This window comes from Pontibacter sp. MBLB2868, assembly GCF_051904785.1.
Lineage (GTDB): Bacteria > Bacteroidota > Bacteroidia > Cytophagales > Hymenobacteraceae > Pontibacter.
Map to the genome: position 1 here is coordinate 2,269,362 of NZ_CP196710.1, position 15,556 is coordinate 2,284,917.

Here is a 15,556-nt window from a genome sequence, read left to right on the forward strand (position 1 = left end):
TGGCCGCCGCTGCTGTATGATAGGTTCTAAACTTATTCTATAATAAAGCTTACATCCACGGTAGCGCTTATGACCAGTTCACCCGCTGAAATTGAGGGCCCACCTTCGCTGTCATAAGCCACTGATTCCATCATCGCAGCTTTATACATCGGTCTGGGACCTCCTCCCCCAGACATGGTATTGTTAATCGCATACACACGGCCAAGTTTAGCCCCAAGCTCCGAAGTTAAAGACGTTGCCTGCTGTTTTGCATTTTCCACGGCCTTTTTACGCGCTTCTACCTGGTACTTCTCTATATCGGCCACCTGAAAATTAATACCATCTATACGGTTAGCGCCTACTTGGTATAGTCCTGAAATAATTTCATCATACTTATTCAGTTTTTTCACAACAACAGTCATGGTTTTCATGGCCATATAAAAATCAGGAGAAGTTTTCCCGTATTCTCCTCCACTATACACCGGACGAAGTGTTACATAAGAAGTCTGAATATCTCTGGCATCCACACCCTGCTTCTTGAGGTAATTGATAATAGCGGCTGCTTTTTTGTCTGTTTCTGTCCTTGCTGCCTCTAATGTTTTTTCACGTGTCTCAACACCCAGGTTCACCACCACCTCAGTAGGTTTTACTTTTACTTCTCCTACACCCGTTACATTCACCAATGGAGGCATTACCTGCTGCTGCTGCGCCTGCACCTGAACAGCCCCTATTAAAAGAGCCAGCAGGAAAATCAATTTCATTTTTTTCATAATTCAATAGTTTTAGTTTAGATCTTTCATTGAACAAATATGTATAGCGTTTGACTATATATTAAACTTATCAAATGTTGTACCATTCCTACAGGCTGATTAAAAATGTATAAAAAAAGAACCCTGGCATCACAACCAGGGTTCTTTTTTTATTCTACGAATAGAGCTTACTTACCCTTGTTCATAGTTGTATGATTCGTCATCTTGTGTATAACGCGCAAGTAAAACCGCACCAATAGTTAACGCACCAGCTGCCAGAATTAACTGTGTGGTCGTGAACCGCTTTGTAGCTTTCAATATAATATTCCCCACATCCTGCATCAGTTCAGGAAGCTTCTCGTGTCGCCCCTGAAAAACATGCATCGCAGACTCTACTGTTCTTGACATGTCGTGTGGTTGCAAAACCTGCAGCACGTTCTCATCACTTTTATTTTGCTGATTCTTATTGTTGCTGTTGTTACTATTGCTGTTGTTTTTATTGTCGTTGTTGCTATTACTGTTGTTATTGTTTTCCATAGTTCTTTGTTTTTTCTTAGTGTTAGAACGATAATATTTATACGGGGCAATAGAAGTAAAAGGTCCAAATCAGGACATCGACCTGCCGCCATGTTGTACGACAAGTTCTGTCATACGTTGCTGCAGCGAATCTGCACTTAACATCATACTTGCCGGGAAACCAACCTTTAACTCATCGATATCCAGGGTCTCCTCTTCAGGGTCATACTTATATTTACCCGAAACTCCCTTCTCGTTGAAGCTACCGCTGTTTGACTGTAAAGAAAGTCCCATTTGCTGTAAACGGCCTTTCAACTGGTTAAAAGCTTCTGGCTTAACGCCAGTATATACTAATCTCCTGCTCATTTTTATACCTTCTATTATTTAAAATATACTGAATAGTGTAACGCAAGAAGCTTCTTATGGTTGAAATATGCAACAAAGCACATATCTAAAAATTATTTCCCATTGATAGTCAATGCCTTTTGCCAAAGTGCTGAAAAAATAAAACCCTGCCTATTGCAGATAAAAAAACAGCTAGTATATTTGCACCACAATTAGACAGAACGGCCCGTTCGTCTAGGGGTTAGGACGCCAGATTTTCATTCTGGTAACAGGGGTTCGATTCCCCTACGGGCTACATAGCAACCCATCAAAACCCGCTTATTTTAGCAAATAAGCGGGTTTTTTGCTTTCAGAGTAACAGAAAAGTAACAAAATGTTTCTCTAAGTCTATTACACTCCCCTTGTACAACTTATCTTACCTTTCCCTTCATTGGATTTATACCAGACGCTCAGAAGATTAAATTCCTTGATCAACTGTAACATTCAAGATGATTACAGGTTTCTGTTTCTAAAACCAAGGAAGATGTTAGGGCCTGGTATTACCTAAGATCCATAGGTTTTTAACGCTTTATAAATCTTTAAAAACTCGTCTCATTTTTCACAAACCTTTGGATTTGTGAGACGAAAAGTTGAGAAAAATATAGTGCCTCGCCCTGAAAAAGTTGACAGTTTACTTTGCTATTCCTTTCTGTACTTAACTGTCAGCCCTTTAAAATTATTATACTGGGCATGTTAATACAGCAACATATAAATAATTGTCGTTGTCTAGATTTTTACCAAATTTATATCCTATTTTAACCACAGAGGATAGATTAGAGCGTAAAGTAGCAAACATTGAAAATTTGGGAAACTGACTTTTAAAGGCAAAACTAATAGAGTTCTTCCAGTACCAACATTCAGTTGAGATAGGTTGCAACTTTGAGCGCACGAACCGGTCTAATCAACAATGAGTCACCCTGACAAGAACAATTTAGCTGATCGGCTCTTAGTAACAGCCGTTTTGAGAGGCGATCGCAATGCTTTTGGTTTGCTCATCAAGCAAACAGAGGGATTGGTTGCACAAATGACCTTTAAGATGATTAGCAGCCCCGGCGATCGCAAGGATATTGCCCAGGATGTCTATTTGAAAGTTTTCAAAAACCTGCCTGGCTTTAAATTCAACTCCAAATTGTCTACCTGGGTCGGCCAGATTGCTTACAATACCTGTCTTCATTACTTAGAGAAAAAGAAACTGGTACTCTCAGGGGATTTCAGAAAAGACGGAGAAATGTTTGAAGACAATATCAGCGAAGATCCTAAAGATGGTACAGAAGAAATACTATTCGGCAAAGAACTGGCTGCCATTATGCACTCAGAGATAGACCGGCTCAAGCCGCTTTACAGAACGCTGGTATCCTTATATCACCAGGAAGAACTGAGCTATGCGGAGATCGCCGAAATTACTTCCCTACCGGAGGGTACCGTTAAAAACTACATCTTCAGGGCCAGAAAGACGCTGAAAGAAAATATTTTATCAAAATATAAAAGGCAAGAGTTATGATAACAGCACATCTGACCGAAACAGAGATACAACTTTATGTTGCTGAGCCGAAAGAAATTCCTGAAGAATTGAAAGCTCATGTACAGGGTTGCCCAGTTTGCCAGTCGAAAGTTGATAACTATGCGCTCCTCTTTAGAAGCATTCACAATGCTCCTAAACCCGCTTTTGATTTTGACCTTTCAGCACTGGTCATGGAACAATTACCTGTACCCAAAAGCACCTTTCCCTGGGCCGCCATACTGATTTCCATACTCTCCTTTTCGCTCGTAGCTGTATCAGCGGTATTCTTCTGGTCTTCTATGATTGAAGTGGTTAAAAGTATATCAGGCATCTTGCTTGCAATCGCAGCTACCGGAGCATCGGTGATTCTCGTTTTCCAAGGATTTGAAATGCTAAAAGAACATCAGAAACGGATGAATACTTTACTAACCCAAAAAACATTGCAACTTTAATAAAGGCGGCCGGTCTCATCAGGTATAAACATCCAGAAAAAAAGACATGAAAAAGATATTCACCTCAATTTTACTAGTAACGCTAACTTTAGGTGCTCAGGCGCAAAGCCAATCTTCCCCGCTTAACGACAAGGCATCTTTCGAGGAGTTCGTTCGCAATGTGGTGATCCTTCTGATGATCTATATCGTTACAAGCTTCATCCTTACCATGATCAAGCTTTTTCTGGATAGTAGGCTTAAACGTAAAATCGTTGAAACAGGCACTTCAGAAGTGGTTGTGGCCGAGTTGATGGCTACCAGAAAAGACCAGAACAAAAACAGTCTTAAGTGGTTCTGCGCTCTCTGTGGTATCGCTTCCGGTCTGGGTGTCATTGGCTATTTCCATCTGACAGACATCTACGCCCTTATGGTTATAGCCTTTTGTTTAGCGTTGGGCTTCCTGGCTCATTTCTTCCTGATTAGTCGCCTAAGTAAGTAATACCAGTCTTTTTCTTCATTGAAATCATAGCACTTTATGGGCAGGGAATTGCTATGCCCTGTTCTGAATAAAGATTAAAAGTTAATCCCTTTCTCTTCATAAACTAACCACCATACTTATGATTAAATTTGTAATGGCCTTTTTGACCATAGGGCTCTGCTTTGCCTTAAATTTTGTAAATGCCCAAGCACTAAGCGGCAAAATAACCGGAAGAGTTACGGACGAAAACGGCCATCCAGCCGATGGCGTCGTCGTTTCTCTTAGCCGAAGCACTGATTCGGTAGCTGTAAAATACGAGCTGGTAAATACCGATGGCAGCTTTAACTTTACAGGCATTAAAGTAGGATCTTACCAGATCTTCATCTCCTGCATTGGTAAGCTGCCCTACAAGAGTGATCAAATTGAAATTGATGCGAAGCATCTGCATATTCAAATGACAGCTATCACTATACTTCCGGCCTCAAAAGCATTGCAGGAAGTGGTAATCACATCGAAAAAGTCCTTTTTAGAGCAACAGATAGACCGAACCGTAGTGAATGTGGATGCTCAGATCAGTACTGCAGGGACAACAGCACTGGAAGTATTAGAAAAAGCACCTGGGGTAAATATTAGCCAGGGGGGTGCGATCAGCCTGCACGGGAAAACAGGCGTATCGATTTACATCGATGATAAACCAACCTACCTCTCGGGCAGTGATTTGGAAAACTACCTTCGCTCAATGCCTTCATCCATGCTATCCCAAATCGAGCTGATGACGAATCCACCGGCCAAATATGATGCGGCAGGCACTGCCGGTATAATCAATATCAAAACTAAAAAGACCAGGGACAAAGGCTTTAACATGGGCATGAATCTTGGCTTACGCCAAAGCCGGTACACCACGTCCAACAACAGCCTGGATTTCAATTACCGTAGAGACAAGGTGAATATGTTTGGTACCTTTGCTTACACCCTAAGTAACAGTTTTAACGATATAGACATCAACCGCCAGTATTTTTACAATAACGGAAAACCATCCGGTGCCTTTAGCCAGAACTCCTATATCCAAAGAAAAAGTAATGCCTACAATGCAAAATTGGGGATGGACATCTATTCATCCGAAAAAACTACTATCGGTATTTTGTTCAATGGCCTGATCCGTACTCCTGAAAACCGGAACAATAGCAAGGGGCAATTGCTAAGTGCAGCGGGTCAGCTTGATTCTTCAGTAATATCACAAAACTATGAACAGGGGAAATTCAGGAATGGCAGCGCCAATGTAAATTATAAGCATACCTTCGAAAAAGACGGGCCGGAAATCACTGCCAACCTGGATTACCTGGCATTCGCTACGGATAATAACCAGTTGTTCCTTAATCAAAACTATAACACGTCGGGTATAAACGTATCAAAGGAAGAGCTCAAGGGCAGCCTGCCTGCAACAATTCAAATTTATTCTGCCAAAGTAGACTACAGTCAGCCACTAACCAAAAGCTGGAAGCTGGAGTCAGGTGCAAAGAGTAGTTATACGAACACCGATAACCAGGCAAACTACTTTAATATTAATGAAAACAACGCGATCCCTGACTATAATAAGACGAATCATTTCCTATACAAAGAAGCCATCAACGCAGGTTACCTGAACCTGAACAAAGACTTTAGTCGTCTAAGTGTTCAGGCCGGATTTCGCCTGGAGAATACAGATTCCCGAGGGCACCAGCTGGGGAATGGTCAGAAACCGGATTCAGCCTTTAACCGCAATTACACCAGTTTATTTCCAACCTTGTATCTCCTCTATAAACTGGATATACTGGGTGATCACCAGCTAAAACTGACCTATGGACGCCGTATTGAGCGACCCTACTATCAGGATCTGAACCCTTTTATTTTACCGCTGGATAAATACACTTTTTACCTCGGTAACCCATACCTTCTGCCTTCTTATTCCGGAAACTATGAGTTTGGTTATATGTATAAAGATAGGATCGCTGTGACCCTAAATTACATTGATATTCGCGATCGGGTTACCGAGACCATTGAGATTCGTAATGGCTCTTATTACGACCGACCAGGAAACATAGGCAGGACTAAGCTATACGATCTAAATATAGATGCAGGGTTTGAGCCCACTGCATGGTTTTCGTTGCAATTAAGTGGTGATATATGGCAGATTCGCCAGAAAAGTGACTTTTACACCGGGACCTTGAATAACCACAGTACCAACTTCTCTGGGCAGGCCATGTTGCAATTTAAGCTTAATAAAGGGTGGAGCATGCAGACGGATGGTAAATATCAGAGCAAACAGACTGACGCTCAGTTTGAAATTGCTGCTAGAGGGCGATTGAACGTAGCTTTTTCAAAGGTCCTTTCACCAGCGGCAACACTTAAACTCAGTATCAATGACTTATTATATACTAACATTAACAAAGGTTCAATTGGTAATCTCTACCAGACAAGTGCCGGCTTCCGTACATTAAGTGATTCACGCGCTGCACTGCTGACCTTTAGTATGCGCTTAGGAAAGTCTGTTGCCGGTCAGCGTAAACATGACCAGACCGGGGCTGGTGAGGAAAACAGCAGAGTAAAAGATTAGTTTCTTTTATGGGCAAAGAAAAATTCTATATGTTTTAAGTGGCAAAGCTTCTGTTAAGAATTATTCAGTGTAATAGAACAATATTTACATGTCAATACAGAGACAGCAAACATACATCGGAAAGGAAATTAGTTATTTAAAACCATCCGAAGAACGGCTTTAGGTGCCGCAGATAATGCTGCTATTGTTTTGTTATGTCGCTTCAGAACAGGTTAAATTTGCTTCTAAAGATGCCAAATCCCTGTGGAAATGGTTCGATAATTCTATCCTTTGGTTCTACATAGTAAATAAGCCGCTCCACGTCAAATGGAGGGGCTTTTTTCCATTGATATTTATCCCATTCGGTTAAATTAACTATTACTGAATTTACTAAAGCGCAACTCTTCTCATTCGGCGGCTTTAGCTTTCTACAAGTGACTATAGCTCAAACTCCTTCACCTTCGCGTCCGGCACAAAAAACCTCTTCGGGTCAAAGTCCTCCAAAAGCTTCCCTTCGGCTACTTTGTTGACCCAGTCTTTGTTGGCAAGTGCGGCCTTGCCGAGTGTAACCACATCCACCTCCCCGCTCTGCAGCATCTCCTCAGCTTGCTCGGGTGTGTTCAGGTTTCCGTTCACCACCACCGGCAGCTCCCTATATTTCTTAGCCAGGGCGGCAGGTGAGGGACCTCCTTCCTTGAAAGCCGGCTGGTCGGCATGGTACTCTGTCACGTGGATGAAGTCGAGACCCGCTTTGCCCAAGGCAGTAAATATAGTACGGGCATCCTCCTCGCCGCCAGACCACTTGTGCGCGTAGTCGTTAACCTTACCTTGGGAGATTCTTATTCCTACCAGGAAGCCATTGCCTACTGCCTTACGGCAAGCCTGCGCTGTCTCCACGAGTAGTCTCACTCTGTTCTCCGTGTTGCCGCCGTACTCGTCCTGCCGTTGATTGGTATAGTCTGTGAGAAACTGATCAAGGATGTAGCCGTTAGCCCCGTGGATCTCAATACCGTCAAACCCCGCGTCCTTTGCATTCTTTGCCGCCTGCGCAAATCCGTTTACCACATCAGCAATATCATCTTTGCTCATTTCCCTCGGAATAGAAAAAGCACCCTCACCACCATAAAACCCCAGCTTTTCTCCTTTAGGCTGAACAGCGGATGGGCCGATGTTTTCTTCCGCGTGGATGTTGCCTTGGGACAAGGCTCCGGCATGCATCAATTGGCAGATGATCTTTGCTCCTGCCTCATGCACACTTTGAATGATACCATTCCATCCTGCTATCTGCTCTTCGTTGGCTATCCCCGGCTGGTTCAAATACCCCTGGCTAAACTTTTCGTCAGGGTAAGTGCCCTCAGTTATTAAGAGTGCGAAGCCGCCCTTGGCATAACGGGTATAGTACTTCACCATCGTCTCATTGGGCACCCCGTTACTTTCTGCCGACGTTCTCGTCATGGGGGCGAGGCCGATGCGGTTCCTGAGCTTTAGGTTCCCCAGTCTCCCCTCTGAAAACAACAAAGGATATTTTCGTTTCTCTGTTTCCTGGTTACTCATCTATAAGTTTCTTTTAATTAGATTATCGCCACACCTGCCTTAAAGAAAGCAAACTGTGCCATATTTATTAAGAAGTTATATGCAAACAGCTTTAAAAGGTTCTGGAAAACAAGGAATCAGGAAGGGTCAAAAGTCTGTCAGACAGTAAAACTTCAGACTCCTAGTCACGTTTCATGTTAAGAAAACAAAGCGTGTACCTATGGACCTTAAAAATAAGAAAGTGCTGATCACCGGCGGCAGTGCCGGAATAGGAAAATCTATCATTCAGGAGTTGGTGCAACGGGGGGTGCGGGACTTTGCCGTGGTAGGCAGAAGGAAAGAGGCGCTAGACGCGCTGAAGTCAGAGTTCTCCAGCGCTAACTTTCTCACCATTCAGGGCAATATGGCCAAAGTAGAAGACCTCGATAAAGCTATCTCTACAGTATCAGAGGCCTGGGGCGAGTTGGACATCCTTATCAACAACGCCGGGGTGGTAAGCGCCGGCCTGTTATCCGACCTGAGTGACGAGGACATCATCAACCAGATCAACATCAACGTGACAGGCCTGATACTGCTGACAAAGAAGGCCCTGCCGCTGCTGATGAAGAGCAAGGAAGGCGCCATCATGAACTTGTCCTCGGGCTACGGGTACATCGCCATGCCGTTCTACAGCGTGTACGCCGCCACGAAGGCGGCCGTGGGCCAGTTCTCTGACGCCATGCGGAGAGAGCTGCACCAGTACCCGATCCACGTGATGACCGTCTACCCTTCGGCCACTGACACAGCCATGATGAAAACTGCATTAGTGGAACAGATGGACACACCCGAGGAAGTGGCCAAGGCTTCTGTGGATGGCCTGCTAAACAGGGAGATCAACGTTATACTAGGCGGAAAAGAGCGTGAGGAGCAGATAAAAACCAATTTCCTGGAGCCAGAAAAGATCGATGCCTTTGCCGCCGCCAACTATGAAGCACTGCGGGAGAGAACAAAGCAACATCGTTCTATGTGACTGGCTGCCTGCGTTAAACGAAACACGCTCTTCCTTTGTAGATGAAGATCGCCACCTACAACGTCAACGGAATCAATGCCCGCTTGCCTGTGCTCCTCGATTGGCTGAAACGTTCGGCTCCGGATGTAGCGTGCCTGCAGGAGCTGAAAGCGCCTCAGGAGAAGTTTCCGGAAAAAGAGTCACAGGACACCACTGATTAGATAAGGCAATGTGATGAAAAATATAACAGGGATTTTGTTCAGCGGGACAGACAGATCCGCTATTCTTCCACTTGCAGATAACCATTCAAAATCGCCAAATCTCTGTAGAAATGGTTCGATAATTCCATCCTACGGGCCATAGTACAAAAGCCGCTCTCCATATAATGTGGAGCGGCTTTTTTGGTTCGATAACTATCCCCTTCGGTAGACTTATCGAACTTTTCAGTAATCTGGAAGCAACAGCTCACAAACTAATAGAACTTGTTATGCTTCACTATCTCTCTCAAACTCCCGATTGAAAGAGATAGTGAATATAAGCTTCTGTCTACAATGAACACTTAAGTATCATTTAAGATATTTTAGCACCTCAAAATGTATTAAAAAGTAGAGTTGCTATATTAGTCTTCGCTTTTGGGCATCCTATCTGTTTCGTCTTCATTTGCAGATAAACTCCTTTTAACTTTTTTCGAAGCGCTTTTAAGGGCCTCCTGATGCTCTTTCCTTTCCTTAAACTCTTTCTGGCGCTGCTTCTTTTGTTGGTCTCTTGCTCTAGTACTCATGCCCTAAGTTTATTTCCTTCCAATTCTAATCCCTATATTAATCTTATTTATACGCTTCGACAAAAAGAAACTACATGCTGCAGTAGGGATAATAAAATGGAGTTTCTTAATTGGGATATAGGTAACCCGAAACTTGTGATGAAAGGAGATACCTAATTCAATAAGTTATTCTTCAGTTATGGTAATACTGGCTACTATAGCCTCCAAATCCTTGTGGAAATGGTTCGATAATTCTATCCTTCAGTCTAAAAAAAGCCTCTCAGCAGCAAATGAGGGGCTTTTTATTTCACTTCATACGCTAAAGCAGCCTCTCTCCTACTACTTAGCATCATAAAGCCCCTGTTAAATAGAGACAATTGTGAACAGACCATGGCAAGTCCTGTGCCTTCAGCTAGCGTACTTATTTAAATTAATCCTAAACGTAACTAATAAGCCGCGAAGACTTTAAGCTATTATGTACTAGATGTTAGGTCATAGCCTAGACTTCATCGTACCTTTGCCCATCAAATTACAAACAGTTTTCTATAGATTGTGCAGAGAATTTCGAATAGCGAATGAAGATTATCTTTATAGTACCCCCACAAGTTCAATTACTCGACATAACTGGTCCTGCTCATATTTTCTACGAGGCCAAAGTGCTACGTGCTGAAATTGAACTTTGCTTTGCCTCGATTGATGATTCAGCTGAAATAGAAAGCGCTGCGGGTTTATTTTTATCGAAATTGACGCCGTTCAAATCATTTTCTTTGAGCAAAGAAGATTATATCTTCATCCCAGGCATAGATTCCTCACTGTTTTCAAACGCTGTTTTCCTGGAGTCAAGCCAGGACTTCTTTCAGTGGTTAAGGGTACAGTTTGCAGCAGGTGCAAACATATGTTCTGTCTGTACAGGAGCATTCCTGCTGGCAGAGGCTGGTCTGTTGAACAATAAATCCTGTACGACGCATTGGAATTATTTCTCCCGGTTTGCCACTAAATTCCCCGAGGCAGAGCTGAAGCGAAACCGCCTGTTTGTAGAAGACAGAGGTGTCTTTACCAGTGCTGGGGTAAGCTCTGGAATCGACCTTTCCCTGTTTATACTGGAAAGGTTGTATGGCCAGCGATTTGCCTTTGAAATAGCAAGAATAACGGTGGTTTATCTTAGGAGGGGCAGTGATGATCCCCAGTTAAGCGTCTTCTTGCAGTATAAAAACCACCTGGAAGACAGGATCTATACGGCCCAGCAATACATCTTTGAGCACGCTTCCGAAAAACTGCCAGTCGAAACCATTGCAGCCCATGTCCACATGAGCCCCCGAAATCTGACGCGCCTTTTCAAGAAAACAACCGGCGTAACGATCGGCGCCTATCTGGAGAAAATAAGGATTGAAAAGGCGGAGCATTTGCTAAGTGCTGGCCATAAACTGGGCTACGTGTCAGCACAATGCGGTTTCAGCAGTGAGAGTCAATTACGAAAGTCTTTGAAGAGTCCTCGACCAATCTAATCTTTTCTTCTCCTGGATACATTTTGTCCGTATTCAGGTCCTTCTTGTCCTTCCATGGCTTTTTCTTAAGCGGTAGCTTTGCCAATAAAAAAGCGCTTATATGAAAAAGACCGCCCTTCTATTCTTATTGTTACTTACCTGTATCCCCCTTCATGCTCAAGATGATCCGCGCCTTCGGGGTTTGGAAAGGCAAATAAGCAGAATTCTGGAAGCCACCAATACCCCAGGCTGTGCTATTGCCATAGTGGAAGGCGAGGAAGTGCTTTATACTCAAGGCTTTGGCTACAGGGATTATGAGAACAAAGTCAAGGCAGATGCCAACACCTTGTTTTCTATTGGTTCCACCACCAAAGCATTCACCGCTGCGTTGGTGGGCCAACTTCGGGAAAAAGGGCTGCTCACTTTTGAGGAAAGCCCTTCAAAGTACGTCCCGACGTTAAAATTCTATAACGAGCAATTGAACAGCGGCGTCCTCATTCACGACTTGCTGAGTATGCGGACCGGGCTGGCTCTCCATGACAAGGCCTGGTCAGGCAACCCAGTAAGCGACAGAGACAGTTTGCTGAGAAGGATAGAGTATCTCGAACCAGCCGCTCCGTTGAGGACAAAGTGGAACTACAGCAACTTTTCATACTTTATCCTGGGTGCAATAACAGAAAAACTTACCAGCAAAACCTGGGAGGAAAACGTAACAAACGCACTGTTCAAGCCTTTGGAAATGCATAACTCCACCTTTGGCGTAGAGGGTTTAAAGGAAAAAGCGAATGTGTCTTTTGGTTATAACTCCAGCAGCAACAAGGTAGAAAAAGTTGCCTACTATGACCTTGCGGCCATGAGTCCGGCCGGAGGCATAAACAGCAATGCCCATGACATGGGTAACTGGTTGCTGACCTGGCTTAATATGGGGAAGTATAAAGGACAGCAAATTCTGCCGGAACAATATGTCAAGGAGGCCATAAGCCCGCAGGCAGTGATGCCAAGAGGGTATTTGCCTGATGAAGAATTTCCGGGTATGTACTCGGCAAACTATGGCTACGGCTGGATTATTTCAGACTACAAAGGGCATTACCGGGTAGAGCATGGTGGCAGTGTAGATGGCTTCAGGACAAGTGTCGCATTCTTCCCTAATGAGAAAATAGGGATCGTAGTTCTTACAAATCAAACCGATTACGAACCAGCTTTATTGATTAGAAATACCCTAGTGGATAAGCTGCTGGAAGTAAAAAAGACAGATTGGGTTGGTCTTTATTTAAAAAATCAGGAACCTGGACAACATATGTCAAAAACACCGGCAACTCGAACAGAAATTGCATCAGTACCGGCAATTTCATCGCAACAACTTAAAGAGTTTGCTGGCAGTTATATAAATCCAGGATACGGGAAAATAAGAATATTTTGGGAAGAAGACTCTCTGTACACCTACTTTAGGAGGAAAAAATTAAAAGTCGCACCTACATCTACTGATCAGGATATTTTTCAAGCCACGACTACAGTTTATCCTTACAGGACGGCTATGCCACCTCTGCAGTTTAAGAAAGACAGGGAAGGCAGAATCAGCTCCTTATCTATCCAATTCGAATCTGAGTTATCAGCCATAGAGTTTATAAGAGAGTAATCCCTAGAGCGGCTATTGTAGAATAGGTTACTTATAAATATATCCCCCCTGGTAGTAATTATATAATCATTCATTCCGTTGAGCCACAGCACCCTTATAACAAAAAGTAGTTTCACCTTCTTCTTTTACTAACAGCATTTGTGGAGTCTCTCTTATCCACTGCCATCTGTCTCATTTCCCTTGCGCACACTCAGCAAAACAAAATCACTGCCTCAGGCAACCTTGTCAGCATGTATAGCATCTGCTCAATGTTAACCTGCTGCAATGTCTCTATTTCCTGCTTGTTAAATTCACCTTTACCTAACGAACTAAAACTATGATGCTCAACAGAATTTTCTTGGTACTTTTTTTATTGGCAAACATGGCGTTTGCCCAGGCACAGCAAACACAGATGATTAGCGTCGGGGATCACTCCCTGGAGATGATACAGGCAGGAGCCGGCGACTATACCATCATCTTTGAGTCAGGCTTTGGCTCGGACTATAAAGTATGGGGCAACGTCGCTTCAGAAGTGATGTCTACCAATCAAGTCCTGCTGTATTCCAGGGCCGGAACGGGTAAGTCTGAGCCAAACCCCAGGCCGCAAACCCTGGCGGCAGCGGTGCAGGATTTAAGCACACTCATCGAGCAGGCAAACCTGAAGCCGCCGTTTATTTTGGTCGGCCACTCGTACGGGGCCTTTATCATCCGGGCCTATGCGGCGGCGCACCCGGAGCAGGTGAAAGGATTGGTCTTTGTCGATCCGGCACATGAGAAAATGCTGCAGGAGCTCAAGAAAGTAAATCCTATGAAAGCAGCAAAAGATGTGGAACTGCAAAACGGCTTTGTGCCGGATAGATTCAAGCAGGAAAACGAGCTGATCAACCATATCTTTGAAGCAGGCACCCTTCCAGCTGTCGGGAAACTGCCGCAGGTGCCGGCAGTGGTGCTCACCTCGGTGCAGCAAAGAGCAAATCCGGAGTTGTTTCTCCACGAACCGGAAGGCGTGGCAGTATGGCGCAACCTGCACGCCGCGTTCTTCAGCCAGTTCACCAGCGGCGCGCATGTGGTAACAGCTGCCAGCGGCCACAATATCCACCGCGAGGAGCCTGAACTGGTGATCCAGGCAATCAACCAGGTGGTGCAAGCGGCCAAAAAGGAAAAGAGCCTGCAAGAGCACCAAGCCAAAATAACGGCCTTAGAAACTGCCTTTGCGCAGGCAGCTGCGTACCTGAAACAGCGAAAAGAGCCAAAAGCCCAGGCTATTGTTTTCGATGGACTGAAGGCATCAGGATTTGATGAGCGCACCATCAATACCATTGCCTACCAGCAGCTCAAGAATCCGGCTACCATGGCAGTATCCCTGCTGGTGTTCAAGTATAATACCCTCACCTATGCCGCCTCTGCCAATGCCTTCGACAGTTACGGCGAGGCCTTGATGCAGCAGGGAAAGCTAAAGCAGGCTGAAGAGCAGTTTACCAAAGCCATTGAACTGGCCACGGCTGCCAAGGATGCTTCTTTGCTTAAAACCAGCAAAAGCAATCTGGAAAAACTTAGCCAACTGAAAAAGACTAGATAGTGTATGCTTAACAAGCAACAGGGCGGCAATTTTTTTTTCTTAAGAGCAGATGCTACCTCAGCTGCAAACTAAAACCAAGGGAGCTTTTACATTTTATTACCTGGCGACCAATACTCTCCTAAAGAAGTCAAATCTCGGTGGAAATGGTTCGATAATTCCATCCTTTGGTCTACAGAGTAAACAGCAAAAAGCGGCTTAAACTACAGTTAAAGCCGCTTTTTCTTTTCCAGAGTAACAAAAAAGTAACAAAAAGTAATTTACAACCCGTTGCTCATACGTTACAGTCTTCTTTTCCAACCTTTTCGATTTTGCATTATAAGATGTGTTTCCTTATTGCATAAGGATCGCAGCATATCTATTTTACTTCCTTCTTCCACCTAGCCTGATAAATGTACTGTCTGCCTACCAGGGACCGCACTACCCCAGACTGATTAGGGGAGTCGCCGAAGCCTTAGTCTATATGGCCATGGCTTCCCTCTCCAAGGCGAACTAGAAGGGCTACTTTATCTTGTTCAGCCTCTCCCTAAGACCCTCCGCCTTCTGGTAGTATGTAAAAGTATATCTAAAACTGCCTTACTTGACTCCTCCAATCAAAGGTAGCAGGAACGACAATAGCAGATTCACTGTGCTATATTGATTTTCAATTGTCTCAAACTATCGGCATCTCAAATAAATATTCATTGCCTTTGGGATCATTTAATTTTATCCGGAGCGTAGCTTTGATCTCTAAACCGTTGAGTAATATTTCTAATGTTTTAAGTGTCATATTTGTTGTTTCCCCTCCTGCCTCCATTTTTGATACCCAACTTTGTGGTTTTCCAAAAGTTCCTGCCACCTGCGCCTGAGACATTTGCTTTATATTTCGTATTTGCCTTAGCAGGTCTCCAATATCCTTTGACAAGAGTAGCTCGTTTTTCTTTTCTTTCATAAGTCTATTTATACATTAAACATTTTCATAATTAGTGGCACTTACAAGTTGCCTAATTA

General features: G+C 43.9%; 15 protein-coding genes and 1 tRNA gene. 10 read left to right on the plus strand and 6 right to left on the minus strand.

What is annotated here, in order from left to right:
• Window positions 1-32 precede the first annotated feature (32 nt).
• The 3 genes from ACSX1A_RS09705 to ACSX1A_RS09715 all read right to left on the minus strand — a co-directional run bounded on the left by ACSX1A_RS09705 (window position 33) and on the right by ACSX1A_RS09715 (window position 1,610).
• Window positions 33-749: an SIMPL domain-containing protein gene (locus ACSX1A_RS09705; RefSeq protein ID WP_439883435.1), complete on the minus strand. Its 717-nt coding sequence runs from the start codon at window positions 747-749 to the stop codon at window positions 33-35.
• Between the two features lie 171 nt (window positions 750-920).
• Window positions 921-1,265, minus strand: coding sequence for a hypothetical protein (locus ACSX1A_RS09710; RefSeq protein ID WP_439883436.1), 345 nt, complete (start codon window positions 1,263-1,265; stop codon window positions 921-923).
• A 69-nt stretch (window positions 1,266-1,334) separates the two neighbouring features.
• On the minus strand, window positions 1,335-1,610 hold the full coding sequence (locus ACSX1A_RS09715) for a hypothetical protein (protein ID WP_439883437.1): 276 nt from the start codon (window positions 1,608-1,610) through the stop codon (window positions 1,335-1,337).
• 202 nt (window positions 1,611-1,812) lie between these two features.
• On the opposite strand from ACSX1A_RS09715, the gene ACSX1A_RS09720 reads away from it, so the two are divergent.
• The 5 genes from ACSX1A_RS09720 to ACSX1A_RS09740 all read left to right on the plus strand — a co-directional run bounded on the left by ACSX1A_RS09720 (window position 1,813) and on the right by ACSX1A_RS09740 (window position 6,631).
• Window positions 1,813-1,884: transfer RNA gene (locus ACSX1A_RS09720), tRNA-Glu, on the plus strand.
• Between the two features lie 651 nt (window positions 1,885-2,535).
• Window positions 2,536-3,129, plus strand: coding sequence for an RNA polymerase sigma factor (locus ACSX1A_RS09725; RefSeq protein ID WP_439883438.1), 594 nt, complete (start codon window positions 2,536-2,538; stop codon window positions 3,127-3,129).
• Window positions 3,126-3,581 carry a hypothetical protein gene (locus ACSX1A_RS09730; protein ID WP_439883439.1) on the plus strand — a complete coding sequence of 152 codons (456 nt, stop codon included), beginning with the start codon at window positions 3,126-3,128 and terminating at the stop codon, window positions 3,579-3,581. Before ACSX1A_RS09725 ends, ACSX1A_RS09730 begins: the two co-directional genes overlap by 4 nt.
• A gap of 46 nt (window positions 3,582-3,627) precedes the next feature.
• Complete coding sequence (locus ACSX1A_RS09735; RefSeq protein ID WP_439883440.1) at window positions 3,628-4,059, plus strand: hypothetical protein; 432 nt, start codon at window positions 3,628-3,630, stop codon at window positions 4,057-4,059.
• Window positions 4,060-4,177: 118 nt separating this feature from the next.
• Window positions 4,178-6,631 carry an outer membrane beta-barrel protein gene (locus tag ACSX1A_RS09740; RefSeq protein ID WP_439883441.1) on the plus strand — a complete coding sequence of 818 codons (2,454 nt, stop codon included), beginning with the start codon at window positions 4,178-4,180 and terminating at the stop codon, window positions 6,629-6,631.
• Window positions 6,632-7,048: 417 nt separating this feature from the next.
• Here ACSX1A_RS09740 and ACSX1A_RS09745 read toward each other — a convergent pair whose 3' ends face one another.
• Entirely contained in the window at window positions 7,049-8,164 is a 1,116-nt protein-coding gene (locus ACSX1A_RS09745; protein WP_439883442.1) for an NADH:flavin oxidoreductase, read from the minus strand.
• Window positions 8,165-8,363: 199 nt separating this feature from the next.
• Between ACSX1A_RS09745 and ACSX1A_RS09750 the strand changes: the two genes are divergently transcribed.
• Together ACSX1A_RS09750 and ACSX1A_RS09755 are read left to right on the plus strand one after the other, a co-directional pair.
• Window positions 8,364-9,152 (plus strand): SDR family NAD(P)-dependent oxidoreductase, encoded by a 789-nt coding sequence (locus ACSX1A_RS09750; RefSeq protein WP_439883443.1) that lies wholly within the window; start codon window positions 8,364-8,366, stop codon window positions 9,150-9,152.
• 41 nt (window positions 9,153-9,193) lie between these two features.
• A complete protein-coding gene (locus ACSX1A_RS09755) occupies window positions 9,194-9,352 on the plus strand; it encodes an endonuclease/exonuclease/phosphatase family protein (protein ID WP_439883444.1) in 159 nt (52 codons plus the stop codon).
• A 398-nt stretch (window positions 9,353-9,750) separates the two neighbouring features.
• On the opposite strand, the gene ACSX1A_RS09760 is transcribed toward ACSX1A_RS09755, so the two are convergent.
• Entirely contained in the window at window positions 9,751-9,912 is a 162-nt protein-coding gene (locus ACSX1A_RS09760; protein WP_439883445.1) for a hypothetical protein, read from the minus strand.
• Window positions 9,913-10,466: 554 nt separating this feature from the next.
• Between ACSX1A_RS09760 and ACSX1A_RS09765 the strand changes: the two genes are divergently transcribed.
• From ACSX1A_RS09765 to ACSX1A_RS09775, 3 genes are all read left to right on the plus strand, one after another.
• Window positions 10,467-11,396, plus strand: a complete 930-nt coding sequence (locus ACSX1A_RS09765) for a GlxA family transcriptional regulator (protein WP_439883446.1) — start codon at window positions 10,467-10,469, stop codon at window positions 11,394-11,396.
• Window positions 11,397-11,496: 100 nt separating this feature from the next.
• The gene (locus ACSX1A_RS09770; RefSeq protein ID WP_439883447.1) at window positions 11,497-13,011 is read left to right on the plus strand and encodes a serine hydrolase; all 1,515 of its coding nucleotides are present in this window, start codon (window positions 11,497-11,499) and stop codon (window positions 13,009-13,011) included.
• 316 nt (window positions 13,012-13,327) lie between these two features.
• Complete coding sequence (locus ACSX1A_RS09775) at window positions 13,328-14,569, plus strand: alpha/beta fold hydrolase (RefSeq protein WP_439883448.1); 1,242 nt, start codon at window positions 13,328-13,330, stop codon at window positions 14,567-14,569.
• Between the two features lie 649 nt (window positions 14,570-15,218).
• Here ACSX1A_RS09775 and ACSX1A_RS09780 read toward each other — a convergent pair.
• Window positions 15,219-15,497, minus strand: coding sequence for a helix-turn-helix domain-containing protein (locus ACSX1A_RS09780; protein ID WP_439883449.1), 279 nt, complete (start codon window positions 15,495-15,497; stop codon window positions 15,219-15,221).
• Between the last annotated feature and the right edge of the window lie 59 nt (window positions 15,498-15,556).

Coding starts and splice junctions, on each gene's coding strand:
- ACSX1A_RS09745 (WP_439883442.1), bottom strand. CDS start 8,164: ATGAGTAACCAGGAAACAGAGAAACGAAAATATCCTTTGTTGTTTTCA.
- ACSX1A_RS09710 (WP_439883436.1), bottom strand. CDS start 1,265: ATGGAAAACAATAACAACAGTAATAGCAACAACGACAATAAAAACAAC.
- ACSX1A_RS09750 (WP_439883443.1), top strand. CDS start 8,364: ATGGACCTTAAAAATAAGAAAGTGCTGATCACCGGCGGCAGTGCCGGA.
- ACSX1A_RS09760 (WP_439883445.1), bottom strand. CDS start 9,912: ATGAGTACTAGAGCAAGAGACCAACAAAAGAAGCAGCGCCAGAAAGAG.
- ACSX1A_RS09775 (WP_439883448.1), top strand. CDS start 13,328: ATGATGCTCAACAGAATTTTCTTGGTACTTTTTTTATTGGCAAACATG.
- ACSX1A_RS09735 (WP_439883440.1), top strand. CDS start 3,628: ATGAAAAAGATATTCACCTCAATTTTACTAGTAACGCTAACTTTAGGT.
- ACSX1A_RS09780 (WP_439883449.1), bottom strand. CDS start 15,497: ATGAAAGAAAAGAAAAACGAGCTACTCTTGTCAAAGGATATTGGAGAC.
- ACSX1A_RS09730 (WP_439883439.1), top strand. CDS start 3,126: ATGATAACAGCACATCTGACCGAAACAGAGATACAACTTTATGTTGCT.
- ACSX1A_RS09740 (WP_439883441.1), top strand. CDS start 4,178: ATGATTAAATTTGTAATGGCCTTTTTGACCATAGGGCTCTGCTTTGCC.
- ACSX1A_RS09765 (WP_439883446.1), top strand. CDS start 10,467: ATGAAGATTATCTTTATAGTACCCCCACAAGTTCAATTACTCGACATA.
- ACSX1A_RS09705 (WP_439883435.1), bottom strand. CDS start 749: ATGAAAAAAATGAAATTGATTTTCCTGCTGGCTCTTTTAATAGGGGCT.
- ACSX1A_RS09725 (WP_439883438.1), top strand. CDS start 2,536: ATGAGTCACCCTGACAAGAACAATTTAGCTGATCGGCTCTTAGTAACA.
- ACSX1A_RS09715 (WP_439883437.1), bottom strand. CDS start 1,610: ATGAGCAGGAGATTAGTATATACTGGCGTTAAGCCAGAAGCTTTTAAC.
- ACSX1A_RS09770 (WP_439883447.1), top strand. CDS start 11,497: ATGAAAAAGACCGCCCTTCTATTCTTATTGTTACTTACCTGTATCCCC.
- ACSX1A_RS09755 (WP_439883444.1), top strand. CDS start 9,194: ATGAAGATCGCCACCTACAACGTCAACGGAATCAATGCCCGCTTGCCT.